General features: G+C 64.2%; 26 protein-coding genes and 2 tRNA genes. 10 read left to right on the top strand and 18 right to left on the bottom strand.

Going from position 1 to position 25,351, the window contains the following annotated elements:
• Window positions 1-37 precede the first annotated feature (37 nt).
• Window positions 38-781, top strand: coding sequence for a bestrophin-like domain (locus N7E70_RS26010; protein ID WP_246765343.1), 744 nt, complete (start codon window positions 38-40; stop codon window positions 779-781).
• A gap of 338 nt (window positions 782-1,119) precedes the next feature.
• Here N7E70_RS26010 and N7E70_RS26005 read toward each other — a convergent pair whose 3' ends face one another.
• The 11 genes from N7E70_RS26005 to N7E70_RS25955 all read right to left on the bottom strand — a co-directional run bounded on the left by N7E70_RS26005 (window position 1,120) and on the right by N7E70_RS25955 (window position 9,449).
• Window positions 1,120-3,210: a putative bifunctional diguanylate cyclase/phosphodiesterase gene (locus tag N7E70_RS26005; protein ID WP_263008031.1), complete on the bottom strand. Its 2,091-nt coding sequence runs from the start codon at window positions 3,208-3,210 to the stop codon at window positions 1,120-1,122.
• Window positions 3,211-3,566: 356 nt separating this feature from the next.
• Window positions 3,567-3,642: transfer RNA gene (locus N7E70_RS26000), tRNA-Phe, on the bottom strand.
• Between the two features lie 170 nt (window positions 3,643-3,812).
• Window positions 3,813-4,022 (bottom strand): DNA gyrase inhibitor YacG, encoded by a 210-nt coding sequence (yacG, locus tag N7E70_RS25995; protein ID WP_263008030.1) that lies wholly within the window; start codon window positions 4,020-4,022, stop codon window positions 3,813-3,815.
• Complete coding sequence (locus tag N7E70_RS25990) at window positions 4,019-4,648, bottom strand: Maf-like protein (RefSeq protein WP_192318358.1); 630 nt, start codon at window positions 4,646-4,648, stop codon at window positions 4,019-4,021. The genes yacG and N7E70_RS25990 overlap by 4 nt, the downstream gene beginning before the upstream one ends.
• A 49-nt stretch (window positions 4,649-4,697) precedes the next feature.
• A complete protein-coding gene (gene infA / locus N7E70_RS25985; RefSeq protein ID WP_006200926.1) occupies window positions 4,698-4,916 on the bottom strand; it encodes a translation initiation factor IF-1 in 219 nt (72 codons plus the stop codon).
• Between the two features lie 87 nt (window positions 4,917-5,003).
• Window positions 5,004-5,468, bottom strand: coding sequence for an arsenate-mycothiol transferase ArsC (locus N7E70_RS25980; protein ID WP_182574834.1), 465 nt, complete (start codon window positions 5,466-5,468; stop codon window positions 5,004-5,006).
• Entirely contained in the window at window positions 5,465-5,950 is a 486-nt protein-coding gene (locus tag N7E70_RS25975) for a UPF0262 family protein (protein ID WP_067965312.1), read from the bottom strand. The genes N7E70_RS25980 and N7E70_RS25975 overlap by 4 nt, the downstream gene beginning before the upstream one ends.
• Before the next feature lie 6 nt (window positions 5,951-5,956).
• Complete coding sequence (hisD, locus tag N7E70_RS25970; protein ID WP_263008029.1) at window positions 5,957-7,249, bottom strand: histidinol dehydrogenase; 1,293 nt, start codon at window positions 7,247-7,249, stop codon at window positions 5,957-5,959.
• A gap of 13 nt (window positions 7,250-7,262) precedes the next feature.
• The gene (locus N7E70_RS25965) at window positions 7,263-7,697 is read right to left on the bottom strand and encodes a DUF2948 family protein (protein WP_263008028.1); all 435 of its coding nucleotides are present in this window, start codon (window positions 7,695-7,697) and stop codon (window positions 7,263-7,265) included.
• 139 nt (window positions 7,698-7,836) lie between these two features.
• Window positions 7,837-9,129, bottom strand: a complete 1,293-nt coding sequence (murA, locus tag N7E70_RS25960) for a UDP-N-acetylglucosamine 1-carboxyvinyltransferase (RefSeq protein ID WP_263008027.1) — start codon at window positions 9,127-9,129, stop codon at window positions 7,837-7,839.
• 131 nt (window positions 9,130-9,260) lie between these two features.
• Window positions 9,261-9,449 carry a hypothetical protein gene (locus N7E70_RS25955; RefSeq protein ID WP_263008026.1) on the bottom strand — a complete coding sequence of 63 codons (189 nt, stop codon included), beginning with the start codon at window positions 9,447-9,449 and terminating at the stop codon, window positions 9,261-9,263.
• Window positions 9,450-9,608: 159 nt separating this feature from the next.
• Between N7E70_RS25955 and N7E70_RS25950 the strand changes: the two genes are divergently transcribed.
• A tRNA-Thr gene (locus N7E70_RS25950) sits at window positions 9,609-9,683 on the top strand.
• Between the two features lie 102 nt (window positions 9,684-9,785).
• Here the strand turns inward: N7E70_RS25950 and N7E70_RS25945 are convergent.
• Window positions 9,786-10,763 (bottom strand): VirK/YbjX family protein, encoded by a 978-nt coding sequence (locus N7E70_RS25945; RefSeq protein ID WP_263008025.1) that lies wholly within the window; start codon window positions 10,761-10,763, stop codon window positions 9,786-9,788.
• Window positions 10,764-10,993: 230 nt separating this feature from the next.
• A complete protein-coding gene (locus tag N7E70_RS25940) occupies window positions 10,994-12,544 on the bottom strand; it encodes a phospholipase D family protein (RefSeq protein ID WP_263008024.1) in 1,551 nt (516 codons plus the stop codon).
• 169 nt (window positions 12,545-12,713) lie between these two features.
• Between N7E70_RS25940 and N7E70_RS25935 the strand changes: the two genes are divergently transcribed.
• The 3 genes from N7E70_RS25935 (at window position 12,714) to N7E70_RS25925 (ending at window position 15,437) form a co-directional block, all read left to right on the top strand.
• Window positions 12,714-13,553 (top strand): endonuclease/exonuclease/phosphatase family protein, encoded by an 840-nt coding sequence (locus tag N7E70_RS25935; RefSeq protein WP_442866478.1) that lies wholly within the window; start codon window positions 12,714-12,716, stop codon window positions 13,551-13,553.
• 217 nt (window positions 13,554-13,770) lie between these two features.
• Entirely contained in the window at window positions 13,771-14,628 is an 858-nt protein-coding gene (locus tag N7E70_RS25930) for a CoA transferase subunit A (protein WP_263008022.1), read from the top strand.
• Window positions 14,625-15,437: a CoA-transferase subunit beta gene (locus tag N7E70_RS25925; RefSeq protein ID WP_263008021.1), complete on the top strand. Its 813-nt coding sequence runs from the start codon at window positions 14,625-14,627 to the stop codon at window positions 15,435-15,437. The genes N7E70_RS25930 and N7E70_RS25925 overlap by 4 nt, the downstream gene beginning before the upstream one ends.
• Window positions 15,438-15,492: 55 nt before the next feature.
• On the opposite strand, the gene N7E70_RS25920 is transcribed toward N7E70_RS25925, so the two are convergent.
• Entirely contained in the window at window positions 15,493-16,344 is an 852-nt protein-coding gene (locus tag N7E70_RS25920) for a sulfite exporter TauE/SafE family protein (protein ID WP_067965293.1), read from the bottom strand.
• Window positions 16,345-16,624: 280 nt separating this feature from the next.
• On the opposite strand from N7E70_RS25920, the gene modA reads away from it, so the two are divergent.
• The 4 genes from modA (at window position 16,625) to N7E70_RS25900 (ending at window position 19,686) form a co-directional block, all read left to right on the top strand.
• Window positions 16,625-17,425, top strand: a complete 801-nt coding sequence (gene modA / locus N7E70_RS25915; protein WP_263008020.1) for a molybdate ABC transporter substrate-binding protein — start codon at window positions 16,625-16,627, stop codon at window positions 17,423-17,425.
• A 98-nt stretch (window positions 17,426-17,523) separates the two neighbouring features.
• On the top strand, window positions 17,524-18,219 hold the full coding sequence (gene modB / locus N7E70_RS25910; protein WP_192318308.1) for a molybdate ABC transporter permease subunit: 696 nt from the start codon (window positions 17,524-17,526) through the stop codon (window positions 18,217-18,219).
• Window positions 18,219-19,331, top strand: a complete 1,113-nt coding sequence (gene modC, locus N7E70_RS25905; RefSeq protein WP_442866477.1) for a molybdenum ABC transporter ATP-binding protein — start codon at window positions 18,219-18,221, stop codon at window positions 19,329-19,331. Before modB ends, modC begins: the two co-directional genes overlap by 1 nt.
• 13 nt (window positions 19,332-19,344) lie before the next feature.
• Window positions 19,345-19,686 carry a winged helix-turn-helix domain-containing protein gene (locus N7E70_RS25900; RefSeq protein WP_067965287.1) on the top strand — a complete coding sequence of 114 codons (342 nt, stop codon included), beginning with the start codon at window positions 19,345-19,347 and terminating at the stop codon, window positions 19,684-19,686.
• Here N7E70_RS25900 and proC read toward each other — a convergent pair whose 3' ends face one another.
• The 4 genes from proC to N7E70_RS25880 all read right to left on the bottom strand — a co-directional run bounded on the left by proC (window position 19,687) and on the right by N7E70_RS25880 (window position 24,008).
• Complete coding sequence (gene proC / locus N7E70_RS25895; protein WP_067965285.1) at window positions 19,687-20,502, bottom strand: pyrroline-5-carboxylate reductase; 816 nt, start codon at window positions 20,500-20,502, stop codon at window positions 19,687-19,689.
• 65 nt (window positions 20,503-20,567) lie between these two features.
• A complete protein-coding gene (locus tag N7E70_RS25890) occupies window positions 20,568-21,656 on the bottom strand; it encodes a metallophosphoesterase (RefSeq protein WP_312883610.1) in 1,089 nt (362 codons plus the stop codon).
• Window positions 21,657-21,727: 71 nt separating this feature from the next.
• Window positions 21,728-23,041 carry an O-antigen ligase family protein gene (locus N7E70_RS25885; RefSeq protein WP_263008019.1) on the bottom strand — a complete coding sequence of 438 codons (1,314 nt, stop codon included), beginning with the start codon at window positions 23,039-23,041 and terminating at the stop codon, window positions 21,728-21,730.
• Complete coding sequence (locus N7E70_RS25880; protein ID WP_154385310.1) at window positions 23,010-24,008, bottom strand: glycosyltransferase family 2 protein; 999 nt, start codon at window positions 24,006-24,008, stop codon at window positions 23,010-23,012. Before N7E70_RS25880 ends, N7E70_RS25885 begins: the two co-directional genes overlap by 32 nt.
• 167 nt (window positions 24,009-24,175) lie before the next feature.
• On the opposite strand from N7E70_RS25880, the gene N7E70_RS25875 reads away from it, so the two are divergent.
• The gene (locus tag N7E70_RS25875; RefSeq protein WP_263008018.1) at window positions 24,176-25,351 is read left to right on the top strand and encodes a glycosyltransferase; all 1,176 of its coding nucleotides are present in this window, start codon (window positions 24,176-24,178) and stop codon (window positions 25,349-25,351) included.

Below are 25,351 nucleotides of genomic sequence, written 5' to 3'. Positions count from 1 at the left end.
CTATTCAGGTTCAGGGATGGCTCTGGGGAGGGGCGTCGTGGACATATTTGCCTGGTCGCCGCTGATCATGACGCTGCCCTTCATCCTTGTCGGGGGCATAGCCTTCTTCCTTGGTGCGGCGTTCCTGGCGGTTTTCGCCCGGCAGGCGGCGGACAACCCGCTGACCATGCCGGTCGCTGCCTTTGTCGGCACCATCACCACGGCCTGGGCGCTGTCGCTGGGCTTCACCGCCGCCGATGTCTGGTCGGTCAATTCCCGTGCCAGCCAGGTGGCCAGCGCGGAGCGATCCTCGATGATGCGGCTGGCCGGCATGGCAAAGCCCGAAGCGCTTGCCTCGGCCGAGCTCATGGCAGGGCTCAAGGCCTACAAGGATGCTGTCGTTCAGATGGAATGGCAGAATGCGAACCGATCGCCCGAGCCTGTTGTCGAGCAGGCCCTGCAGGGCATCCGCCTTGCCATGATCGACCTGGCGAAGGCGGGTCATCCCGATCCGATCATCAGCCAGATGGTGCAGGATCTCGACGAGTTGCAGGATGCCCGAAATTCACGTCTCGCCATCGGCACGAGCTCGGTCAACCAGCTCAAATGGTATCTGGTGCTGTTCCTGACGATGTTGTCGGCGATCGTCGTCGGCGCTGTCCACGCCGACAGGCCGCATGCCGGCAGGAAGGCGATCCTGATCTTTGCCGTCACCGCTGGCGTCAGCCTGTGGATCCTCGCGCTGCACGCCAACCCCTATGTCGGCGTTGCGCAGGTGACGTTGGGCGAGGTCCGGCTGTAGGGCAATTCCAGGGAAAACCGTATGGCGGTTTTCCGTCCTGGATTGCGCAAAGACGACAACTTGATCGGCCGGGCGTCAGCGCTTGCCGCGCACCGGCTCGGACGTCAGGCTGGCATAGGCAAGGGCCACGGCGAAGAAGCCGAAGGCGGAAAGCACGGCGGCAACGACGATGATGGTTTCGGTCGGCATGTCATTTCTCCTGTCTGGACATGCCCTGATTTGAACCGATAGCCAGGACGCCGCCTTGATCTGGATCAACGGACCGAACCGGCGGCTTGCGGCCGGGGCGATTGCAGGAAAAGTGTGCGGCGGACTTTGTCTGGATGCGCGTCAGAACGCTAAGCGACGTGGATCGCCTCCGTCCGCTGCGCTCCTGTGCTGTGGGTCTCCAGCCACGCCTCCGCCTGAGTGCTCGGCATCGGGAAGGCGATGCCATAGCCCTGTACGGCAGGGCAGCCGAGGTCATGGAGCCAGGACAGCTCGACGTCGGTCTCCGCACCCTCGGCGACGATCGAGATGCCCAGGCCACGCGCCAGCTCGATGATCGCCTTGACGATCTTGGTGTTGGCCGGGTTCTTGTCGATGTCGCGGACGAAACGGCGGTCGATCTTCAGCCTGTCGACCTCGTTGGCGCTGATATGGGCGAGCGAAGCGTAGCCGGTGCCGAAGTCGTCCAACTCCAGCCGAATGCCGGCCTTGCGCAGGCGCTTCAGCGTCAGCCCGATGCCGGTGTTCTCGTCGTCGAGCATCACCGTTTCGACGATTTCGAGTGCCACCAGCCGTGTCGGCAGCCCTTCCTGCTTGAGCAGGTCGAGCAGGTGGCCGGCGAAATCCGCCTCGCGCAGCTCCTGCGCCGAAACATTGAGCGACAGCCGGCCGAAGTCGATGCCGGCGCGATGCCATTCGGCACCGGTCGCAATCGCCTTGGCAAAGACGATGCGGCCGAGTGCCGGCATCAGCCCTGCCTTTTCCGCCACTGGCAGGAACTCGCCTGGAGACACGTTCCTGCCCGCCATTTCCCACCGCACCAGCGCCTCGACACCGATGACCTTGCCGCCCTGCAGCGAAACCTGGGGCTGGTAGTGAACGGCGAAGGCCTGGCTTGCGATGGCCTCGCGCAGATCGCGCTCGAGATTGGCCTTCTCCTCGAACTTGTCGCGCAGGGTCGTTGCGAAAAGCTGGTAGCCGCCACGGCCCTCGGCCTTGGCGAGATAGAGCGCCAGGTCCGCATTGACGATCAGGTCGCCGACCGTGCCATTGCCGCCTTGGTACAGCGCGATGCCGGCGCTGGCGCTCGGCTTCAGTGACGTCCCGGCGAATTCCAGCGGCTGCTTGAGCCCGGCGACGATGCGCTCCGCCACGTCGACGGCGTCCGCTTCGGAGCCGACGTCGTTGAGGATGACGGTGAACTCGTCGCCGCCGAGGCGCACGCACACATCCGAATCGCGCACGGTGGTGACAAGACGCATCGCCGTCTCGATCAGCACGGCATCGCCCGCGGCATGGCCCATCGTGTCGTTGATGGTCTTGAAGTGGTCGAGGTCGAGATGGATGACAGCCATCATCTCGCCCTTGCGCTTGGCGGTGGCCAGCGCCGTTTCCATGTAGTCGTTGAGGAAGGCCCTATTGTAGAGGCCGGTCAGCGCGTCGTGGTTGGCGGCGAAATTCATCTGGTCGCGCGCCTTGAGCAACTCGCTGGTGCAGGACACCACTCGGCGCACCAGCGGCCGGAAGATCAGGATGGCCTCGGCCAGGAGCAGAAGCAAAGTGAGCACGAAGACGGTCAGGTGGATCTTCTCGACGGCGGCACCCTTCTCGGCCGCCTCGGATGAAAACAGCCGGGTCAGCGTCTCGTATTCGCGGCGGACCTTTTCGGCGACATAGAGCCTGAGCGCGCTGAAATGGGTCACGGCGTCGTCAGGCATCGGTGCCGAGACCGAGGTGGGAAGCATGTCGAGGAACGAGTTGACGGTGTGGGCGAGGATCCGCGTCGACGCGTCGATCTGGCCGGGGGCCTCGTCGAACAGCTTGGTCGCCTCTTCGGACAGTGCCAGCCGGTACAGCGGCGACTGCGGGTCGGGCGAGCCGTCGCGCAGCAGCTTCTCGTTGGCGAGGAAGGCGGCCAGGGTCGCTGTCAGGTTCTGGCGCGCCTGTGTGCGTAGCCACTGCGCTTCGGCGGTGTAGGCCTCGGTCGCGGTCAGGAGGATGCGCTGAGACAGCAATTGCTGCCGCGATCCGAGCTCGATCAGCGCTGTCTTCTGGATGTTGGCCGAAATGACCGAGCTGAGCAGGAAGAAGCTGGCGGTGGCCAGCGAGCCGATCAGAATCAGCGCCGCGACATATGACGCCTTGGTCTTGTGCATCAGTCCATGCGCGAGTTTCCGGTGCTCCGAGCTGGGCCCTACCCGGTCGTCTTGCGACGTCTCCATCCCACTTCCTCCTCAAGAATTTCCCCCGGGAGGTGAAATTGCAGATGAATGGTGAATCCGATGTAAATCGGAGTGGTTGAAGATGTAATTCGCCGAAATATTGGTAGATTCCCGCATTTTTCTCCGTGAGGCGCGAAGTAAACGGCGGGAATGTACAAGATGGAACGATTGTTCTTCGGAAAAGCTGATCGGTGCCGGTGGGGTGTGCGGTGGGCGAAGATCAACGCGGGTCGCCGCTTGCAGCTGATTGCCGAGTTCTTGTGTCGGGCCTTGTCACGCTCTTGCGGCAAGGGTTGAGCCATATGCGCTCGCGCGTCGCTGGCAAAACCGTCTGCAATTTTGAGAAAAGGAGGAAGTGGTGCCCAGACGCGGATTCGAACCACGGACACGCGGATTTTCAATCCGCTGCTCTACCAACTGAGCTATCTGGGCCTAGTTCCAGGATCGGGCGAGAGCCTTGATCCGGATGCCTTGAGTGGTGCGCTGCACCCTGAAAGCGGGTGGGTTATAACACGAGATTTGCCGCTGTCCAGCGCCTGCGAGATGTTTTTCTGGAAGAAATCACAGGCCGTTGCGTAAGCTGCAAATGCCGCTCGGCGTTATCAGCCGGCTTCGCTGTTTCCGTCCGAATCCTCGTCTTCGTCGTCACGGACCGGAATGGCGTAGCTGCCTGAAAGCCAGCGGTTGAGATCGACCGCCTTGCAGCGCGGCGAGCAGAACGGGTAGCTCTCGCGCGCCGATGGCTTGCTGCATTCCGGGCAGGAGATCTTGGCACGCAGCGGCGTGACGACGGCGGCTGGCTTGTCGGTCATACGCGCGCGCCGGCCTGCCAGTTGAGCTGGACCTGGTAACCTTCGCCCGACAGCAGCGATGTGGTCTCGTAGAGCGGCAGGCCCACCACATTGGTATAGGAGCCGACGAGCTTGACGACGAAGGTGCCGGCGAGGCCCTGGATGCCATAGCCGCCGGCCTTGCCGCGCCATTCACCCGAGGCGAGGTAGTTTTCCATGTCCTGCTTCGACAGGCGCTTGAAGCGCACGCGCGTCTCGACCAGCCGCTGGCGCAGCTTGCCCGCAGGCGTCACCAGCGCGAGGCCGGTATAGACGCGGTGCGAGCGGCCCGACAGCAACTGCAGGCAATGCAGCGCCTCATCAGAGCTCTCGGCCTTGGGCAGGATGCGCCGTCCGACGGCAACGACGGTGTCGGCAGCAAGAATGAAGCCGGAAGCGGGTTCCGCTTCCTTGGAAAGGACGTCATGCGCCTTCTGCGCCTTGGTCACCGACAGGCGCTTGGCCAGCGAGCGCGGATGCTCGGCGCGCATCGGACGTTCGTCGACATCCGCCGGGAACAGGCGATCAGGCTCGATGCCGGCCTGCTGCAACAGCTCGACACGGCGGGGCGAACCCGAGGCAAGCACAAGCTTTTGCAGATCGCTCAATCGTTGATCCTGTAGGCTGAGACCGGCCGGCGTGCTTGCAGCAGGCGGCTTACTTGAAGCGGTAGGTGATACGGCCCTTGGTCAGGTCGTAAGGCGTCATTTCGACGAGGACCTTGTCGCCGGTGAGGACGCGGATGCGGTTCTTGCGCATGCGGCCGGCGGTATGGGCGATGATTTCGTGTTCGTTTTCGAGCTTGACCCGGAACATCGCATTCGGCAACAATTCCGTAACAACGCCCGGGAACTCGAGGACTTCTTCCTTCGGCATTCGGTACCTTTGGTTTGGATGACTTTCCGGCGACCCGGCCGGAATTTGGGCGGAACCTATATGATAATCCACGCTTTGTGAACACGCTTAATCGGCGTCGTTTCCTTGGGCCTCGGCGGCAAATCGATTGGCCATTCTGTGCTTCAGCCGTTCGCGCACGTCGCGGTAGGCGTGCATGATCTGGTCGCGCGTGCCGGTGACGGCGGTCGGATCGGGCGTCGGCCAGTATTCGACGTCGACTGCCATCGAGCGGGTGAATTCCAAAGCGGCGTGGTGCGCTTCGGGCGCGAGTGTGACGATAAGGTCGAAATAGTCGTCCTCGAGATCATCGACGGTGCGTGGCTGGTGCTCGTCGAGCCTCATGCCTTCTTCGGCCAGCACGGCATCGACGAACGGGTCGCGATCGCCGGCGCGCACGCCGGCCGACGTCACGAACACCGATGCCGGCAGATGGTGGCGGGCGATGGCCTCGGCCATTGGCGAGCGGACCGAATTCATCCGGCACATGAACAGGATAGAGCGTGGAGAGCTGCCGTTTGCCGCCATCCTCATCCGCGCCAGTGCAATACGCAGATCAGCGTGAACAGGCGGCGCGCGGTGTCGAAATCGATCTCGATCTTGCCGGAGAGCCGGTCAAGCAGGGTTTGCGAACCCTCATTGTGCAGGCCGCGCCTGCCCATATCGATCGCCTCGATCTGGCTTGGCGTCGATGAGCGGATCGCCTCGTAGTAGCTTTCGCAGATCATGAAGTAGTCCTTCACGATCCTGCGGAACGGCGTCAGCGACAGGATGTGGGTGACCACCGCTTCGCCGTGTTCACGCGAGATGGCGAAGACCAGCCGCGCGTCGACAAGTGACAGCTTGAGCCGGTAAGGGCCGTGGCCGTCGTCGTTGATCGGGTGGAAGCTGTTTTCCTCGATCAGGTCGAAGATCGCGACCGCGCGTTCGTGCTCGACGTCGGGCGTCGAACGGCCGATCGATTCGTCGAGTTCGACGTCGACCAGGCGGGAGCGTGCGTGGCCTTTGTCGGACATCGCCGCCTACATGTTCAATCTGATGGCGACGGAGCGCGCATGCGCGTCGAGACCTTCGGCCTTGGCCAGCGCGATCGCCGCGGGAGCAAGCTCGCGCAACTGGTCGGGGCCAAGCTTCAGGATCGAGCTGCGCTTGACGAAGTCGAGCACCGTCAGGCCAGAGGAGAAACGCGCCGAGCGTGCCGTCGGCAGCACGTGGTTGGAGCCGCCGACATAGTCGCCGATGACTTCGGGCGTGTGCTTGCCGACGAAGATCGCACCGGCATTGCGGATGCGGCCGAGCAGCGTCTCGGCATCGGCGACGGCGAGTTCGAGATGCTCGGCGGCGATGCGGTCGATGAGCGGGATGGCCACGTCGAAGTCTTCGACGACGATGACCGCGCCAAAGTCGCGCCAGCTTGCGGCGGCGGTCTCAGCACGCGGCAGGAGCTTGATCTGGCGTTCGACCGCTGCTTCCACCGACTTGCCGAAGGCGGCGTCATTGGTGATCAGGATCGACTGTGCGGAAACGTCATGCTCCGCCTGGGCCAGCAGGTCGGCGGCAAGCCAGTCAGGGTCGTTGTCGCTGTCGGCGACGATCAGCACCTCGGAGGGACCCGCGATCATGTCGATGCCGACCGTGCCGAACACCTGGCGCTTGGCGGCCGCGACATAGGCGTTTCCGGGGCCGACGATCTTGGCGACGGGACGGATGGTCTCGGTGCCATAGGCAAGGGCGGCGACTGCCTGGGCGCCGCCGACGCGGTAGATTTCCGACACGCCGGCGATGTCGGCTGCGACCAGCACCAGCGGATTGATGACGCCGCCTGATGCCGGCACCACGATGACGATGCGCTCGACGCCGGCAACCTTGGCCGGCACGGCATTCATCAGCACCGAGCTGGGATAGCTCGCCGTGCCGCCTGGAACATAGAGCCCGACCGCCTCGACGGCGGTCCAGCGCGAGCCGAGCTCGACGCCGATCGGATCGACATAGCGGTCGTCCCTGGGCATCTGCCGGGCATGGTGCGAATGGATGCGGTCGCGGGCAAAGCGGAGCGCCTCGACAGTCGCCGGATCGGCATCCTTGTAGGCCTGGTCGATGTCGGCGCGGCTCACCGCGATGCCGAGCGTGCCGAGGTCGGCGCGGTCGAATTTCCTGCTGTAGTCGATCAGTGCCGCATCGCCGCGGCTGCGCACGTCGTCGATGATGGCGCGCACCGTCGCATCGACGTCGGGCGAAATCTCGCGCTTCGTGGTCAGGAAGGCGGCGAAGCGCTTCTCGAAGTCTGCGTCTGATTGGCGAAGCGTGATGGCCATTGTCTGGAAATGCTCAGGTATTGTGGATGGGGCGGGAAGAGGCCTGCCATGCAGCGCCGGTGTCGGTCAGCCGGGCCTCGATGACTTCGACATCGAGGCGGATGGCGGCGTCGCCGGAAAACAGAAGCTCGATCGTGCCGGTCGGACCTTCCTCCTGCGCGAAGCCGATCGCCAGAAGCTCCAGCACGTCTTCGGTCTTGGCGCGCGAAATGCCGTGCAGTTGCGCCGACAGCACGCGGTCGAAATGCAGGATCGACCTGCGCCGCTCATATCTAGGTCGGAAGAAACCTTTCCTGGTTTCCCAGGCGAAGCGGTTCATCGCCAGCGCAAAGCGCTTCGCCGGCGCATCGAAGGCGATGTCGCCGACCCTGATCACCGCATCCTGCACATGCGCCGAAACGATCTCCAGGTCTTCTTCGTCGAGGGCGACTAGTTTGAGCAGGTTCATGTTCGGTCGGCTGCCTGTGCGGAACGGTAATGCTTCCGGCTTTGTTAGGCGGTCTTGATGCTAAAGGGAAGGCAGTAAGGGAGTGGGGCAGTAGGGCACGCAACACTGCCTTACTCCCCTATTGCCCTATTCCCCTAACTCATCCGCTGATGCGCTCGATCACCGCGCCGCAACGTGACAGTTTTTCTTCCAGGCGCTCAAAGCCGCGGTCGAGATGGTAGACGCGGTTGACCACGGTCTCGCCTTCGGCGGCGAGGCCGGCGATGACCAGCGACACCGAAGCGCGCAGGTCGGTCGCCATGACGGGCGCGCCCTTGAGCTTGGAGACGCCCTCGACGATCGCCGTCTGGCCCGACAGCGTGATGTGGGCGCCGAGGCGGGCAAGTTCCTGCACATGCATGAAGCGGTTTTCGAAGATCGTCTCGGTGATCTTCGATTTGCCTTTCGACATCGTCATCAGGCCCATGAACTGCGCCTGCAGGTCGGTCGGGAAGCCGGGGAAGGGCTCGGTGACGACATCGACCGGGGTGATGCCCGCGCCGTTGCGCAGGACCCGGATGCCGGAATTGGTCGGGATGATCTCGGCGCCGGTGCGCGACAACACGTCGAGCGCTCCCTGCAGCAGGTCGGCGCGCGCGCCTTCGAGCAGCACGTCGCCGCCGGTCATGGCGACCGCCATGGCATAGGTACCGGTCTCGATGCGGTCGGGGATGACGCGGTGACGTGCACCCGACAGCGAATCGACGCCTTCGATGGTGATGGTCGAGGTGCCCTGGCCAGTGATCTTCGCGCCCATGGCGTTGAGGCACTCGGCGAGGTTGACGACCTCAGGCTCGCGGGCGGCGTTTTCGAGCACCGTCTCGCCGCGCGCAAGCGTTGCCGCCATCATCAGCACATGGGTGGCGCCGACCGAAATCTTCGGGAACACATAGCGGTTGCCGGTGAGGCGCTTGTTCCTGGCCTTGGCCACGGCATAGCCGTTCTCGACGTCGATGTCGGCGCCCAGCGCCTGCAGGCCGTCGATGAACAGGTCGACAGGTCGCGTGCCGATGGCGCAGCCGCCCGGCAGCGACACCTTGGCTTCACCCATGCGGGCGAGCAGCGGGCCGATGACCCAGAAGCTGGCGCGCATCTTGGAAACGAGCTCGTAGGGTGCTGTCGTGTCGACGATGTTGCGCGCGGTAAACGAGATGGTGCGCGAATAGCCTTCGCCCTGGCGCTCGCGGCGGCCCGAGACGGAATAGTCGACGCCGTGATTGCCGAGGATGCGGATCAACTGCTCGACGTCGGCCAGGTGCGGCACGTTTTCGAGCGTCAGCGTATCGTCGGTGAGCAGCGAGGCGATCATCAGGGGAAGGGCTGCGTTCTTCGCGCCCGAGATCGGGATGGTTCCGGTCAGCTCGTTGCCGCCGACAATTCTGATGCGATCCATTGGCCGTCGTTTCTCCGGGCGATCCCGGTTCTGGCGAGAAATTTTCTTGCCGCCCGTCTAGACCATCGCGCTTTCCGGTTCAAGAAAGGCGCATTTTGCGGTCTTTGGCGCCAAGCGCCTGCCGTCGCCGGTCAGGCTTTCTCAGGTTTCTCCGTCTCCCCCTCCGCTGCCGCCAGACCGTCCGGCCTGGTGTCGGCCTCGCCTGTGCGGCGCGAGCGCGCCTGCGCCTTGCGTTTCATCAGGTTGGCGCGCAGCTCGGCCGCGAGCCGCGCCTGACGCTGTTCGGCACCGCTTGAGGGCGTTTTCTTGGTCGACGACATGTGGTGGTCCCCGCTTGCCGATCGTTCATAGCGGCTTGGCAACCGAAATGGCCAGTATTGTGGCGTAAGCGGGCCTGTGGAAAATGATACACGATTTCGGGCAATTGATAACTTGCGCTCCCGGGAATCATGTGGCACAAGCCGCCCCGTTCACGGAATGCTGCCGTAGCTCAGTGGTAGAGCACTCCCTTGGTAAGGGAGAGGTCGAGAGTTCAATCCTCTCTGGCAGCACCATTCTCTCCGGAAGAAAAATCTTCGGTCTTGCTTGCGCACAAACGGCTGCGCGCCGTGGCCGTTGCGACCACAAGCGCGCAATGTTGCGGATGCGAGCGAGTGCTACGCTTCGGCGAGCGGCGATCTTGCCAGGGCTCTCAGGCTAGACAGCCGGCAAATCCCGCTGCCGATATCCCAGAACGCCCGTTTGCTCTGCTCCCTGCGATTTGGGCTGTCGATTTGAGGCGCCGGCGGCGCGGGCAGGCGGAAGCCGAATGGTTCGGCCGGCAGGCCACCGCGTTCGGTCCAGTAGCCGTCGAGGTCGGCCTGCATCAGCTTCCGGCGCTTGCGGCGGCGCTGGTTGATGACGTGAGTGGCGTTGGACACCGCCATGATATCAGGGGCGGACACCAGTCCGTGCAGGGCGAGCAGCATGGCGTCCTTGGGGCGCAGGCCGCCGAGGCAGCGGGTGGCTGATATGACGGCGCGCTTGGCGTCAGCGCCTTTCGGACCCTGCATGCCGCCGATCGCCAGGCTTGGTCTGCCGTCCTCGCCGCGGATGAAGACGAAGCTGGCCGTCCACAAGGTGTAGTCGTCGCGCGCCCGCGACAGCTTGATGGCAAAGACGCCTTCATGACGGCAGCCGCAGTGGTCGGCCAAAAGCATCTGCATATTGTAGGTTTCATGGCGACCGAAGACAGCGCCCATGTCGAGGCGTTCGCCGCGCCAGAGGGCGGCGAGGTCGTCATGGCGCAACAATTCGGCAGCTACCTGGAAATGCGTCTTCATCAGATTGAGGCGAGACGAGCTCGAAATACCGGTGACGAAAAAGACGTCGAGCGACTTGCGCAAAAGGTCGTCATGCGGCCGGCCCAGCGCCTGTTTCAGGGAAAAATCGCCGAGAAAGCTGACCCAGCCCAAGGTGCTGACCGGCCGACAGGCGAATCGCAGGCAGAACACCGCCGAGCGCTTGAGCGAGATGCGGGCGCCGAGGCTGAGCATCTGCAGGAAAACCGATGATCGGCGGCTTTCGCGCCTCGTCGGCGACTGGGCGGGCAGCAGGCTGCGCTGGTCCAGTTCCGGTTTCCATTCGTGTCGCACGTGACAGCTCCTTCAGACTGCGTCTGCCGGCCCGGAACATGGGGCTGGCGGAGCGATCTAAGGGGCGCAACGCATTGCGCCTGCATTGCAAGACAGGCGTGTGCCGGCCGCGCTGATTCGAAATCTTCGCGGGAAACGGCCGGAAACGTCAGGAATTGTAGGTGAGCAGTAGGGTTTTGTTGCAGGATTCACGGCAAGCCGTCGAAATCGCGGACCGCTTGGCGTCCAGCTTAAAGCTGTGATTCGATCGGCAGGTAGCTGATCACCTTGGCCACCAGGCGCCGCCGCAGGCTGGCCTGCGGTTCGTGGCCGAGCTCGCGTGGCCCATTGTCGCCGCTGTCGGTCCAGCGCAGCTTGCCGCCATGGAGCGACAGCCTGAAGGCGCTGCGCGGCGATGTCTGCGCCGAGATCACCGCTTCGACCTCGCCCGCCAGCTCCTGCTGCCTGAACAAGACGCCCATCTCGGTGTTGAGCGCGGCCGAGCGCGGGTCGAAATTGAACGAGCCGACGAAGCCGGCCGCCCCGTCTGCGATGAAGGCCTTGGTGTGCAGGCTGGCTCCCTTCGAGCCGAACAGCGACATGTCGGTGCGGTCTTCGTCGGGCTTCAGCTCGTAGATGCCGACGCCGTTCTCGAGCAGCGGCTTGCGGTAGCGCACATAGGCGCCGTGGACGGCGGCGACGTCGGTGGCGGCGAGCGAGTTGGTCAAGACGGTCACCTCGACGCCGTTCCTGGCCAGCGCCGTCAGCTCACGCGTGCCGGTCTCGCCGGGAATGAAATAGGGCGAGACGATGCGCAGTTCCCGCCGGGCCGAGGTCAGGATCGGCCGGATTGCCGTCATCAGCCAGCTGTCCTGGCCGGCACCCGATGCCTTTTCCGGCGGATCGGAGGCGACTGTCGCCTCGCTGGTCCAGCGCAGCCTGCCCATGCCTGACGACGACCATTCCCGGCTCTCCTCGGCAACGCGATGGATGTAGGGCTCCGCCAGGCCGGTCGTTGCCGTGCGTTCCAGCCGCTTGCGCAGGGCGGGAAGGTCGCCCCTTGCCCTGCCGGTAACGTGACGGATCGGCAGCACCGCCTCGCTGTTCCAGAAGCGGTCGAAGATGGCCTCCGTCTGGTCGACAACAGGACCAGCGAGCAAAAGGTCCATGTCGCGGAAATTGGCGTCTTCCGAGGCATCGAAATAGGCGTCGCCGACATTGCGCCCGCCGACGATCGCCAGCCTGCCGTCGGCGACCCAGGCCTTGTTGTGCATACGCCTTGTGCTGCGCATGACGCGCAGCACAAGCTCCAGCCCGCGCTGCAGGCCAAAGGCGCGTGCCCAGCTCGGGTTGAACAGGCGAACCTCGATGTTGGCGTGGCTGTCGAGGGCGAGATAGTTCGGGTCGTAGCCCTTGGCGTTGATGTCGTCGAGGATCAGCCGCACCCGCACGCCGCGGTCGGCGGCACCGAGGACCTCGCGAGCGAGCAGGCTGCCGGTCAGGTCGTCCTTCCAGTAGTAATATTGCAGGTCGAGGCTGCGCTGGGCGTGGCGCGCGGTGTAGGCCCTGATGGCGAAGGCATGCAGGTTGGACGACAAAAGCGCCAGTCCGCTCTGGCCGGGATGGTCGGCAAGCAGCGGGGTGATCAGCCGGTCGAACGGGGTGTCGCTGTCAGCCGTCGGCGATGCGCGGGAAGAAATGCCCTGGGCGCGCTTGGCGAAGCGGCCATAGGCATAGACCGCCAGCAGCGAGGAAATGACCAGGAACCCGACAACTGCTATGACGACGGCCACGAGTTTCATGTGTCAGGCGGCCCAAGACCTTTCGATGGGAACCTTGTGCCGACGACAGCATTTCGGTGGAAGGCCATCGTGACGCATGTGGTAAACCTCGAATAGCTCGACCATATAGGTTACTGTTGGCGAAACGCCTGTCGCAACTGAACACGAATTTCCCAGAGATTCCAGACGAGTGATGGCTAGCAGACCAGGCTTTGAGATTTCAGCAGAAGCAGGTGCCGCGCACCGGTGCTCGACGCTGGAGCAGGGCGATACGTCGTTGCCGCCTGAGGCCGGCGCGCACAGCGAGATCGTCGTCGCCTCCTACAACGTCCACAAATGTGTCGGCCTCGACCGCCGTTTCGATCCGCAGCGCACGATGCAGGTCATTTCCGAGATCGGCGCCGACGTGATCGCCTTGCAGGAAGCCGACCAGCGCTTTGGCGACCGGGCAGGGCTGCTCGACCTGGAAGCGGTCGAGCGCGAGACCGGGCTTGTTCCGGTGCCGCTGGCCGGCCGGCGCAAGAGCCATGGCTGGCACGGCAACGTCGTCATGTTTCGCAAAGGTTCGGTCAGTTCGGCGCGGCAGATCGTGTTGCCCGGTGCGGAGCCACGTGGTGCCGTGGTCGTCGACCTCGAGCTCGAAGCCGGGCCGCTTCGGATCATCGCGGCGCATTTCGGCCTGTTGCGCCATTCGCGCAAGCTGCAGGCCGGAACGCTTCTGACCGCAGCCGAACTGCACAGCGACAAACCGACGGTTCTTGTCGGTGACCTCAACGAATGGCGGTTGGGCAAGCGTTCGTCGCTGCGCAGCCTGGAACCGGCTTTCGGGCCGATGCATGCCATCGTTCCGAGCTTTCCCTCGCGTTTCCCGGTGCTGGCGCTGGACCGCGTCATGGCGCGGCCGCACAGCCTGCTCACCGAGCTCGAAGCGCATGACACGGCACTGGCGCGCATCGCCTCGGATCACCTGCCGATCAAGGCGGTCATTCGGCTAAACGCCAAGGGCAACGGCCTCGCCGAGGCCGCCTGATCACTGCCCGACGAAGAAATCGCTGATCTGCGCCGCCGGTTGTCGACCTGCTTCGGGCGATCGTCCTTTGCCTGACGTTGCCTGACGGCAGACAGCAGCGACGGCACAGTCCGGCAAGACCTGCTGTCGACGCCGATGATGCGCGACCGGGGCGCGTGCGCTACATGATGTCGGACAGATGCCTGCAAATGAAGTTTCGACGTCAGGGACGAAGCGCATGGCCCAATTCTTACCCCTGTCGCGGGCGGTCGCCGACAATCTCAACAGTGGCGACACCGTGGCCTTTGAAGGGTTCACGCATCTCATTCCCACCGCCGCCGCACATGAGGCGATCCGCCAGGGCTTCAAGGACCTGACGCTGGTGCGCATGACGCCCGACTTGATCTACGACCAGATGATCGGCATGGGCATGGCGAAGAAGGCCATCTTTTCCTACGCCGGCAATCCCGGCGTCGGCCTGCTGCGCCGCCTGCGTGACGCTGTCGAGAATGATTTTCCGCATGCGCTCGAGATCGAGGAGCACAGCCACGCCGCCATGGCCAATGCCTATGAGGCGGGCGCCGCCGGCCTGCCTTGCGCCATCTTCCGCGGTTATCGCGGTGCCGAGCTCACCAAGGTCAATCCGAACATCAGGTCGGTGACCTGCCCGTTTTCAGGCGAGGTGCTGGCGGCAGTTCCGTCGGTTCGGCCCGACGTCACCTTCATCCATGCCCAGAAGGCCAACCGGCGCGGCGACGTGCTGGTCGAGGGCATCATCGGCATCCAGAAGGAAGCAGCCCTTGCTGCCCGGCGCGCGGTGGTGACCGTCGAGGAGGTGGTCGACAATTTCGACGACCTGCACCCCAACCTGACAGTACTGCCCAACTGGTCGGTGACGGCGATCTCGGTCGTGCCGGGTGGGGCGCACCCGTCCTACGCGCATGGCTATTATGTCAGGGACAACGCGTCTTATCTGGAATGGGACGAGATCTCAGCCGACCGCGACCGTTTCCGCGAGTGGATGCAGACGAACGTCATCGAAAAGACCAGCGACGATTTCGCGGCCCGCGTCGAACATCTGAGGATCGTCGCATGAGCGTGACAGGCTTCAGCCCCAACGAAATGATGACAATTGCCGCTTCGCGTGCGCTCAAGGGCGACGATGTCTGCTTCGTCGGCATCGGCGCGCCCTCGGCGGCCTGCAATGTCGCCAGGCTGACCCATGCACCCGACATCACGCTGATTTACGAATCCGGCACCATCGGCACGGCACCCCAAGTGCTGCCGCTGTCGATCGGCGACGGCGAATTGTGCGACACCGCCGTCACCACAGTTTCGGTGCCGGAAATGTTCCGCTACTGGCTGCAGGGCGGGCGCATCTCGATCGGCTTCCTGGGCGCAGCCCAGCTCGACAGGTTCGGCAACATCAACACGACGGTCATCGGCGATTACGCTCATCCGAAAACCCGCCTCCCCGGCGGCGGCGGCGCACCCGAGATCGCGACGTCGTCGAAGGAAATCTTCATCACCATGGCCCAGTCCAGGCGCGCCATGGTCGAGAAAATCGACTTCTACACCTCGTTCGGCCATGGCGACGGCGGCGACCATCGCCAGCGCCTCGGCATCGACACCAAGGGGCCGACATTGCTGATCACTGACCTGGCGATCTGGAAACCGGACCCCGTCACCAAGGAATTTACCGTCGTTTCGCTGCATCCTGAGGTGACCCGCAACAAGGTGCAGGAGACCTGCGGCTGGACTGTCAAGTTTGCCGACACGCTTGAGCAAACGCCCGAACCGACCGAACTGGAATTGACGACGTTGCGTGACCTCAAGGCACGCAGCAGCGGTGCCGCCCACAAGGGCGCGGCTGTCGGCGCGAGGCAAGGATCGAAGGATGGCTGAGGCCTGCGTCCGCCGAACATGAAAACGCCCGGCATTACCGGGCGTTTTGCTTTGCTCAGCCGATCAGGCTGTAAAGAAAGCGCAGGCTGATCAGGAGCAGGAAGATGCCGAAGGCGACCTCGAGCTTGCGCTTCGACAGCGCGTGCGCGAGCCGCGCACCCAGAGGCGCGGTCAGCACGCTGGTCGGCACGAACAGGATCAGCCCGACGAGCGAGACATAGCCGAGCGACAGCGGGAACTGCAGCGCCGCGACATCGGGATATTCGGCGGCCCGCGGCCAGCCGGCATAGATGTAGCCGAGCGCGCCGGGGATCGAGATCAGCACGCCGAGGCCTGAAGAGGTGGCGACCGCCTGGTGGATCGGCCGGCCGTAGAAGGTCATGAACAGGTTGGAGAGCTGACCGCCGCCGATGCCCATCAGGCTCGACAGCACGCCGATGATCCAGCCATAGATGTTCATGACGATCTTGCCCGGCATGTCGAGGCCGAGGCGCCACGAATCCTTGCCGAACAGCAGCCGGATCGCCGAAATGCCGGCGACCACCACGAACACCGCCTTGAACAGGTCGGCCGGCGCGTAGCGGGCGATCACGCTGCCCATGGCGACGCCGATGATGACGGGGATCGCCCACTGCTTCAGGATTGCCATGTCGACGGCGCCCTTGGCGCGATGCGCGTTGAACGAGCGGATCGAGGTCGGGATGATGATCGCAAGCGAGGTGCCGACGCAGAGCGGCATGCGCACCTCTTCCGGTACGCCGACGGCCTGGAACAATTCGTACAGCACCGGCACGATGACGGTGCCTCCGCCGACGCCGAAGACGCCCGCGAGCAGGCCGGTGATGGCGCCTGCGCCGAGCAAGGCTACGGCGAGCCAGATGATTTCAAACGTCGATATGCCGGCCATGTAGGGGATCTCTTGGCAAGTGCGGAAGGTGCGAGGAGGGGCCTCGGCATGAACTGCCCCGGCTCCCCTCGCGAATGACGTTGCGACATATGACATGAAGAGCCGGACCAGTCTCCCCCTGAAAACAGGGCCAGCGGCGAGGCCAATCTCGGGCGAAATGACGGAACTGTTTCGCGCAAAACCACCTGGATGGGTAGTTGCCTGCCAAGTGTTGTATCCGTATGAATATAACGAATCCGTGGCCCGCGACGGGCTGGGCTAGATGGTGGAGGGAATTCTGATGTTCGCGCGTAGGAGTTTTGGGGTGCGGCTTGCCGCGATGGCGGGTGGTCTCGCCGCCGTACTGGCGCTTGGCCTGCCGGCGGCGCGCGCCGATGGCGACGTCGTGGTGTTTGCGGCCGCCAGCCTCAAGAACGCGCTCGACGCCGTCGACACGGCCTGGAAGGCCGAGGGCGGCAAGACTGCCACCGCGTCTTATGCCGCGAGCTCGGCGCTGGCCAAGCAGATCGAAGAGGGTGCGCCGGCCGACGTGTTCATCTCGGCCGACCTCGACTGGATGAAGTATCTCTCAGACAAGAAGCTCATCAAGGACGGCTCCGAGGTGAAGCTGCTCGGCAACCGCATCGTGCTGGTGGCGCCGAAGGATTCGGCTGCCAAGGCTGACATCGCGGCGAATTTCGACCTCGCCGACCTACTCGGCGATGGCCGCCTCGCCATGGGCGACGTCAAGGCAGTTCCTGCCGGCAAGTATGGCAAGGCAGCGCTCGAGAAGCTCGGCGTCTGGGCCTCGGTCGAAGGCAAGATCGCCCAGGCCGAGAACGTGCGCGCCGCCCTCAAGCTGGTGTCGACTGGCGAAGCCCCGCTCGGCATCGTCTACCAGACCGACGCCACCGCCGAGCCGGGCGTCAAGATCGTCGGCCTTTTCCCGGAAGACTCGCATCCTCCCATCGTCTATCCGGTTGGCGTGACGGCGGGCTCGAAGAACGCAGACGCCGAGGCGTATGTGAAATATCTTCAGTCCGCCAAGGCCAAGGAGCTGTTCGAGGCTCAGGGTTTCACCGTGCTGGCGCCGGTCCAATAGCGACTGGTTTACCCCTGTCGGTTAGGCTCTATCTTTGTGACTGACGTCCCATTTCGCATCGCGGGTGGGACGGATTTTTGAGGGGATGCGAGCGGGGAATGCTGGACCTCACTCCTGACGAATGGAACGCGGTCCACCTGTCGATCAAGGTCGGGCTGTGGGCGATGGCTGCCAGCCTGCCATTCGGCATCGGCATCGCGCTGTTGCTGGCGCGCGGCAATTTCTGGGGCAAGTCGCTGCTCAACGGCGTCGTCCATCTGCCGCTGGTTCTGCCCCCCGTCGTCACCGGCTATCTGCTGCTGCTGAGCTTCGGGCGCCGGGGGCCAATCGGCTCCTTGCTCGACCAGTATTTCGGCATCGTCTTTTCGTTCCGCTGGACCGGTGCCGCACTTGCCTGCGCGATCATGGGCTTCCCCTTGATGGTGCGGGCCATCCGCCTGTCCATCGAAGCCGTCGACCGTCGTCTCGAATCGGCTGCCGGCACGCTGGGCGCCAGCCCGCTCTGGGTGTTTGCGACTGTGACGCTGCCGCTGATCCTGCCCGGGGTCGTTGCCGGCATGATCCTGTCCTTTGCCAAGGCGATGGGCGAGTTCGGCGCCACCATCACCTTCGTTTCCAACATCCCCGGCGAGACCCAGACGCTGCCCTCGGCGATCTACACCTTCACCCAGGTTCCCGGCGGCGATGCAGGCGCGATGCGGCTGACGCTGATCTCGATCGCCATTTCGATGATCGCGTTGGTCGTCTCCGAAATTTTCGCCCGCCGCATCGGCCAACGCGTGGATGCCGGCTGATGCTGTTCGTCGACATCCACCATCGCCTCGGCGCGTTCGACCTTGAGGCAAGCTTCCAAAGCGCCGGCCGCCTGACTGCTCTGTTCGGGCCGTCAGGGTCGGGCAAGACCTCGATCATCAACATCATCGCCGGGCTGATCCGCCCGGACAGCGGGCGCATCGTCATCGACGGAAAGACGCTGGTCGACACGGCACAGCGCAGCTTCGTGCCTGTCCACAGGCGCCAGGTCGGCTTCGTCTTCCAGGATGCGCGGCTGTTTCCGCATCTCAGCGTGCGTTCGAACCTGCTCTATGGCCGCTGGTTCACGCCACAGGCAGAGCGTTATGCCGAGTTCGGCCGGGTCGTCGAGATGCTCGGCATCGGCCACCTCCTGCCGCGTCGACCGGCGCTGCTGTCGGGCGGTGAAAAGCAGCGCGTCGCCATTGGCCGTGCGCTGTTGGCAAGCCCGAAGCTGCTGCTCATGGATGAGCCACTGGCTTCGCTCGACGACGCACGCAAGTCTGAGATCATGCCTTATCTGGAACGGCTGCGCGACGAGACGAAGATTCCGATCGTCTATGTCAGCCATTCCATTGCAGAGGTGGCGCGGCTTGCCACCGACATCGTCGTGATGACCAACGGCAAGCTGGCAGCCAGCGGCCCGACCGGCGAGATCATGCGAAGGCTCGACCTGTTGCCGCCGGAAGAGGTGGGCGAGGGCGGCGCCGTGCTCGACATGAAAGTGCTCGGCCACGACGAAGCCTTCGGCATGACAGTGCTCGGCACCCGTGCCGGCGAAATGCGCGTGCCGCGCATCGACAGGCCGCTTGGTGCCGCCGTGCGTGTCCGCATCCGCGCCCGCGACGTGATGATCGGAACCGAACGGCCGAAAGGTCTCAGCGCGCTCAACATTCTTCCTGGTCGCATTGCCGAAATCAGCCAGGTCGACGGTTCCCAGGTCGACCTCAAGCTCGACTGCCATGGCGACATCCTGGTGTCGCGCATCACCCGCCAGTCCTTCCAGACGCTGCACCTTGCCATCGGGCGCGAGGTGTTCGCCGTCATCAAGACCGTTGCTTTCGACCGCGCCAATCTTTCTCCGGGGGCGCCGCTTGTGCTAACCAGCGACTGACTGGAGCGAGCCGATGCCATCTCTGACCTTGCGACTTTATCTCGACCCGACGGGACGTCTCGGTCCGGGCAAGGTCGAACTGCTCGAGCAGATCGCCGCCACCGGTTCGATCTCGGCTGCGGCCCGCGCGATGGAAATGTCCTACAAGCGCGCCTGGGACCTGGTCGAAGAGATGAAGGATATGTTCGGCAAGCCGCTGGTGGCCGCCAAGACCGGCGGCAAGCATGGCGGCGGCGCAGAGCTTACGCCTGTCGGCGAAGACGTCGTGCGCCGGTTCCGCGACATGGAGCGCGCGGTCCACGCGGCGGCAGCGCCCTATGTCGAGGCGCTGCAGGCCGAAGCTGACGCGAAGTAGCTATTTGCCGAGTTCGATCGAGCGCAGCCGAGCCGCTTCGACAGCTTCGGTGAGCAGGGTCTTGAGGCGATCGTCACCCATCAGCACGCCCAGCGCCGCCGCCGTCGTGCCGTTCGGGCTGGTCACCTGGCGGCGCAGCACGGCCGGATCCTCGCGGCTTTCGGCGGCCAGGCTCGCCGCGCCATAGACGGTCTGCATGGCCAGAAGCGCTGCCGTCTTCGGTGGCAGACCGGCATTTTCAGCCGCTGCCGTCAGGCACTCGATGAAATGGAAGATATAGGCCGGGCCCGAACCGGAGACGGCGGTGACCGCATCCATCAGGCCCTCGTCGGCGATGGTGGCGACTTCGCCGCTGGCCGACAGAAGGTCGCCGACAACTTCCTTGGCCGCTTCCGAGACGTGCTCGTTGGAATAGACAACCATCATGCCCTTGCCGATGGCTGCTGGCGTATTTGGCATGCAGCGCGCGATCGGCGTATGGCTGCCGAGGATGTCGGCGAAGGTGGCCACCGGCGTGCCCGCGGCGACCGAGACGAAGGTCGCCTTGCCGTTGCCGAAGCGGCGATAGCCGGCAGTGACTTCGCGGATGACCTGCGGCTTGACGGCGATGACGACGATCCCAGGATCCGCATCGGCGGGAACGCCACCGACTTCCGAGGCGACACGGCTGCCGAGATCGGCGGCACGGGCGCGCAGCTCCGCATTGGGCTCGACAACGAATGTTTCCTCGGGCGCGAGCTTGCCCGAGTTGAGCCAGCCCGTGAGCATGGCGTAGCCCATGTTGCCGCAGCCGGCGAGGATCAGTCTGATGGTCATGCAAAGCCTCCGAACAGAACTGACATAGACCGTCTTGGAGCCAGGCGGAAGGGTGCAACGCCACTTCAGCGTGTGTGGTCCAGCACCTTGGTGAAGGCATTGGTGAAGGTGACGCCGCCATGCGGGCCGGCCTCGGCGAGGGCCACGTCCATGAAGGCGTCGGTGACGCGCACAAGTGCGAAGCCGCCCATGTAGGCGGCCTTCGGCTTGAACAGGTCGAGCCCGTCGCGGCTGTAGATCATCGGCGTCTCGTGCTGGTGGCCGTGGAAGACGCCGATCACGTTGTGGCCGGCGCTCGCCGAGCGCAGCGCGCGGCGGTCGTCGTCGCTCCACCAGTGCGGCTTGCCGCTGCCGGTGTCGTCGAATGTATGGGCGTCCGGGTCCCAGCGCTCGGTCGAGAACGCATCCCAGCCATAGTGCTGGAACAGAATCACCGGCCGCCCGTCGCCGGCGTTGTCGTCCAAATCCCGCTTCAGCCAGTCGAGCGCGCTCACCGCTCCCTTTGATGTATCGCCTGCAAAGCGATGCGTCTGCACCAGGTGGAGCCCGCCCCAGTCCCAGGAATAGCAGTCGGACAGCGCGTCGTAGTTGGCCGCCGGCACCGGCGGCTTGAAGAACACGCTGGGCCGATGGTTGATCTCGACATAGTCGCGCATCTCGCGCCGGTACCAGTCGACATGCGGTGGCGGACCGTCCTGGTCGAGGTCGTGGTTGCCGAGCCCGACATAGACAGGCACATGCACACGGTCCGGCCCGGTACTTACCTGGTAGCGCTGGCTGAACTGGAGCAGTTGTGTGCCTTCATGCGGCTGGGTCACCTGGCCGCCGCCGTCGTCGGTCATGTCGCCGCCGACGACAAGTCCGAGCGGCCGGCCGATCTTCTGGCCGGCACTTGCGAGGCCGCCTGCTGCGCCGCCGATTTCGCGTGGCCATGCCAATTCGCCGAGCTGGTTCAGCGCCGCAACATGCCGGCGCAGGTTCTGGTCGGTCTTGCCTTCGGTCTGGCAATTCGGACTGAGACCGCTCGCCATGCGGCAAGCGTGGATGTCGGCGGCAAACAGGAATGTCGCATCGGTTCGCGGCCGACTGGCGCTGCGCGCCGCAGACGTTCCGAGTGGCGAAGCCAAGCCGAAACCCAGCGTCTGGGCGAGCATCCGGCGTCGTGAAACCAGGGTGGCCATGCCCGAGAATGGCGTGGCCGCCGGAGCGGAGCAAGCGCGTTCCGTCAGCCGGTGTTCTTGTGGATGACCATGCGCGAGACCATGCGCAGCCCCAGGACACCGAAGACGAAGAACATCCAGACCGGGTCGATGCGGCGGAAGAAGAAGCTTTCGAGGAAGGCATTGAGCGCGGTGAACAGCACCACCATCATGAAGAAGTCGCCGAGGAAGACGTTCTCCTTGTAGAGCGGGATGCGCATGTAGTCGCGCAGCGGCGCGACCAGGAAGACATAGGCGGCGACGGCAAGCGCGGGCAGGCCCATGGTGACGGCGATGTCGATGTAGCCGTTGTGGCCATGCACGATGAAGCGGATGTCCCAGCCCTGGTCGTAGGCATGGCCAATGCCGGTCACCAGCGGCGTGCGCCAGAAGCTCTCATAGCCGTATCCAAACCACGGCTTCTTGGCGATCATCTCGCCAGCGAAGGCCCAGACAGTCGTGCGCCCGGTGTAGGTGAGTTCGGGAAAATGGTGCGCGGCAAGCTGCTGCAGCGGTTCGATGAAGACGATGCCGAGCGTGGCGAATGCCGTGCCGACGACGGCCAGCGCAAACAGCAGCGGCGTGCCGAGCCGCATGCCGATCATTCCGGGCAGAAGCACGAGCATGATCGACAGCGGCACCAGCCCGGCCGTCGTCTTCGATCCGGTGTGCACCATGAAGAACATCGACATGGCCAAAAGGATGTAACCCGACCAGCGCCAATGCCTTCGGATCAGGTAGATGCCGGCGAAGCTGAAGCATGCCATGACGGGCGCTGCGATGTTCTTGTGGCTGAAGGCGCCGCGCCACAAGCCGGAATGCTCGGGCTCGAAGCCGTCGGCGCCGTGGATCGCCACGCTGGGATAAAGGATGACGCCGGCGTAGCTCAGCCCGACGATGAGAAAGCCGGCGACAATCAGCACGGTCGAGAAGGAATCGCCATCGCGCGGCAAGGCAAGCACGGTTGCCATGGCGGTGATGCCGATGAGGGTGAAACTTGCCGCCCGGAACGCTGCATTGGGGTCGGCGGCTTCACCGACCGATATCAGGAAGAAGCACAGCAGGACGATCCAGGGCAGCCCGACAATGGCGCGCAACCGGGCCGGATTGGCCATGGTTACCAACGCAAACATGGCGAAGGCGCCGAGCGATCCGAAGCCCAACTGGTTGACGATGTCGCCGCCTTCGATCGCACCGGCGCCCGCCGGCTGGAACGGCCTGAACGAAACGATGACGATGGTCAGCACCATCGTCGCAATCGCGGTGGCGACGCCCGATGCCGTGAACGCCGCCGTCAGCGGCGGCGCGTCAGTTCTTCTCGGGCTGACGATACTGCTCATTGGCATAACCAAATTCGGCCATCACACGGCCAAGCGCCACATGGATCGGGTACACGGCGACCGATGGCGATCCGGTCTCGATAAGGCGCTTCATTGCACGTAATGGCGAGGCGCCAAGCAGCGCCAGGCTTTTCAGGAAGACGCGTGTGTTGGCGAACGGCGTGCCGGCATATTTCTTCTTGGCGACGAGCGTCGAGATGACGCCGTTGCGCAGGCCGCGTGCCCGGATCCAGTCGGCCTCGGTGCGCCGTGCCGGAACCGTCTCGAACAGCTTTGCTTCCGCGCACCAGCCGAGCTTGAAACCCTTCTGTGACGAGCGGCTCAGGAAATCCGAGTCGCCGCCGCCCATGAAGTTGAAGCGCAGGTCGAGATGGGGTGGGCCCATGGCCAGAAGCACGTTGCGGCTGACCAGCAGGTTTCCCGAGGAGTAGAGCGCGCCGACCTCACCGGTGACGGAATAGGGCGGGGCAAACACCGGATGTGTCGCCCAGACCTGATGCCCGGGATCTGAAAAGACTGGCACCTGCGGCCCACCGACGATGTCGACGCCGAGGCGTTCAGCAGCCAGGCACATGGTTTCGAGCCACATCGGATCGGCCAGCTCGTCGTCATCGATGACCAGCAGCCGCGAGAAATTCGGAAAGCGCAGCAAGGCGGTGTGCCAGCCGGCATTGTAGGCGCTGCAATTGCCGCGTTCATGTGCGACGATGACCAGCCCGCGCATCGCCCCGCTTTCAAACAGCGGCAAGGCAGCGTGCATGCCTTCGTTGCCTTCGTCGTCATTCTCCATGACGATGACGGCGAACCGGCGCGTGGTCTTTTGCCTGGCCAGCGAATCGAGCGTTGCCAGAACTTGCTGTGGCCGGCGAAAGGTTGGCAGCGTGACCACCACCTCGACGTCGTCCACTGCCAGTGCAGGCGAAGTGCCGGCAATGGTCACGGACTTGAGTGGAGGTATAGCATTCATGACAAGCTGCCGGTTATTGATGCCTCTTCGCTATCATGGGCGCCATAACGGTCAGTTAAACACGCCGGAAGCAAACTGCGGATTGTCGGGCAGGTTCCACAAGCGGCTGAAATTGCTTAATGAAGACTTCACCGCGCTTTGTTAGGGCATAGGCAGGAACTGTCGTGATGCATCTGCTGTTTGCCACATCCATCGTGCCTGACGGAGCACTCTCGTCGGGCTACGAGATCGCCAACCAGGCGATCATCGATGCGCTGCGCCGGGCCGGCGTGCGCGTGACCGTGCTTGGCTTCGGCTGGCCGGGCAAACCGCCGTCAGACCCCGAAAACACGATCCTGCTCGGCTCGCTCGACGTGCGCACCGATGTCGCCCCCTTGCAGCGCAAGCTGGGCTGGCTGGCGAATGCGGTTGCCTCCGGGCTGACTTTCGCTTCGGCCAAGCTGCGCATCGTCTCCGATGAGACGGTGCGGCAGGCGATCGCGGCGGCGGGACCGTTCGATGGCTACATCCTCAATTCGGTCCAGATGGCGGCGGCGTTCGAAAGCCTGTTTCAGGACCGGCCTTCGATCTTCGTCGCGCACAATGTCGAATTCCGCTCGGCCGCCGAGAACGCGCGTGCCGCCAACGGCGCGTTTCAACGCCTGCTGTTTCGCCGCGAGGCAAGATTGCTCGAAGTCATTGAAAGGCGTCTGTGTCGCAATGCGCGCTTCGTCTTCACACTCGCCGACGAGGATCGCGCCGAATTGGGCGTTGCCTCCGACACACGCTCGGTGGCGCTGCCGCTGGTCACTCGGTCACAGCTTCCGGCACACCAGGGCAAGCGCGACATCGACTGCGATGCAGCGCTCATCGGTACCTGGACCTGGGAGCCGAATCGCATCGGCCTGGACTGGTTCCTCGGCAAGGTCGTGCCGCACCTGCGCAACGATTTCCGCATCCGGATCGCCGGCAGTGTTCCCGCAGGGGTGTCCTCGCCACATCCCGGCGTCACATTTGTCGGCCGCGTGCCCGATGCCCAGGCCTTTGTGCGCAGCGCCGCCGTCATCCCGCTCATCAGCACCTCGGGCAGCGGCGTCCAGCTCAAGACGATCGAGACGTTCGAACTCGGCCTGCCGTCGGTGGCAACCGCGCATTCGCTGCGTGGCATCGCCTACAAGCCGGCCAATTGCACCATGACCGACGATCCCGTAGCCTTCGCCAGAGCGCTTGAACGAACCGTCGATCAGAAGGTCGCTGAAGTCGACGGTTCGGACTTCCATCGCCGGCAGATCGCCGCGCTCGACCTGGCAGTGGCAGGTGGCCTCGCCCGGCTTGGCGCGGGCGCATATGAGGTGGCGGCGTGA

Source organism: Aminobacter sp. NyZ550 (assembly GCF_025628925.2).
Classification (GTDB): domain Bacteria; phylum Pseudomonadota; class Alphaproteobacteria; order Rhizobiales; family Rhizobiaceae; genus Aminobacter; species Aminobacter ciceronei.
The sequence above is the reverse complement of the archived record's forward strand: the minus strand, read 5'-3'. Positions and strand labels throughout refer to the sequence as shown.

Bases quoted from the DNA above. Each gene is read 5' to 3' on its own strand.
- N7E70_RS26005 (WP_263008031.1), bottom strand. From the start codon at position 3,210: ATGGAGACGTCGCAAGACGACCGGGTAGGGCCCAGCTCGGAGCACCGG.
- yacG (WP_263008030.1), bottom strand. From the start codon at position 4,022: ATGACCGACAAGCCAGCCGCCGTCGTCACGCCGCTGCGTGCCAAGATC.
- infA (WP_006200926.1), bottom strand. From the start codon at position 4,916: ATGCCGAAGGAAGAAGTCCTCGAGTTCCCGGGCGTTGTTACGGAATTG.
- N7E70_RS25980 (WP_182574834.1), bottom strand. From the start codon at position 5,468: ATGAGGATGGCGGCAAACGGCAGCTCTCCACGCTCTATCCTGTTCATG.
- N7E70_RS25975 (WP_067965312.1), bottom strand. From the start codon at position 5,950: ATGTCCGACAAAGGCCACGCACGCTCCCGCCTGGTCGACGTCGAACTC.
- hisD (WP_263008029.1), bottom strand. From the start codon at position 7,249: ATGGCCATCACGCTTCGCCAATCAGACGCAGACTTCGAGAAGCGCTTC.
- N7E70_RS25965 (WP_263008028.1), bottom strand. From the start codon at position 7,697: ATGAACCTGCTCAAACTAGTCGCCCTCGACGAAGAAGACCTGGAGATC.
- murA (WP_263008027.1), bottom strand. From the start codon at position 9,129: ATGGATCGCATCAGAATTGTCGGCGGCAACGAGCTGACCGGAACCATC.
- N7E70_RS25955 (WP_263008026.1), bottom strand. From the start codon at position 9,449: ATGTCGTCGACCAAGAAAACGCCCTCAAGCGGTGCCGAACAGCGTCAG.
- N7E70_RS25940 (WP_263008024.1), bottom strand. From the start codon at position 12,544: ATGAAACTCGTGGCCGTCGTCATAGCAGTTGTCGGGTTCCTGGTCATT.
- N7E70_RS25930 (WP_263008022.1), top strand. From the start codon at position 13,771: ATGGCCCAATTCTTACCCCTGTCGCGGGCGGTCGCCGACAATCTCAAC.
- N7E70_RS25925 (WP_263008021.1), top strand. From the start codon at position 14,625: ATGAGCGTGACAGGCTTCAGCCCCAACGAAATGATGACAATTGCCGCT.
- N7E70_RS25920 (WP_067965293.1), bottom strand. From the start codon at position 16,344: ATGGCCGGCATATCGACGTTTGAAATCATCTGGCTCGCCGTAGCCTTG.
- modA (WP_263008020.1), top strand. From the start codon at position 16,625: ATGTTCGCGCGTAGGAGTTTTGGGGTGCGGCTTGCCGCGATGGCGGGT.
- modB (WP_192318308.1), top strand. From the start codon at position 17,524: ATGCTGGACCTCACTCCTGACGAATGGAACGCGGTCCACCTGTCGATC.
- modC (WP_442866477.1), top strand. From the start codon at position 18,219: ATGCTGTTCGTCGACATCCACCATCGCCTCGGCGCGTTCGACCTTGAG.
- N7E70_RS25900 (WP_067965287.1), top strand. From the start codon at position 19,345: ATGCCATCTCTGACCTTGCGACTTTATCTCGACCCGACGGGACGTCTC.
- proC (WP_067965285.1), bottom strand. From the start codon at position 20,502: ATGACCATCAGACTGATCCTCGCCGGCTGCGGCAACATGGGCTACGCC.
- N7E70_RS25890 (WP_312883610.1), bottom strand. From the start codon at position 21,656: ATGCTCGCCCAGACGCTGGGTTTCGGCTTGGCTTCGCCACTCGGAACG.
- N7E70_RS25885 (WP_263008019.1), bottom strand. From the start codon at position 23,041: ATGAGCAGTATCGTCAGCCCGAGAAGAACTGACGCGCCGCCGCTGACG.
- N7E70_RS25880 (WP_154385310.1), bottom strand. From the start codon at position 24,008: ATGAATGCTATACCTCCACTCAAGTCCGTGACCATTGCCGGCACTTCG.
- N7E70_RS25875 (WP_263008018.1), top strand. From the start codon at position 24,176: ATGCATCTGCTGTTTGCCACATCCATCGTGCCTGACGGAGCACTCTCG.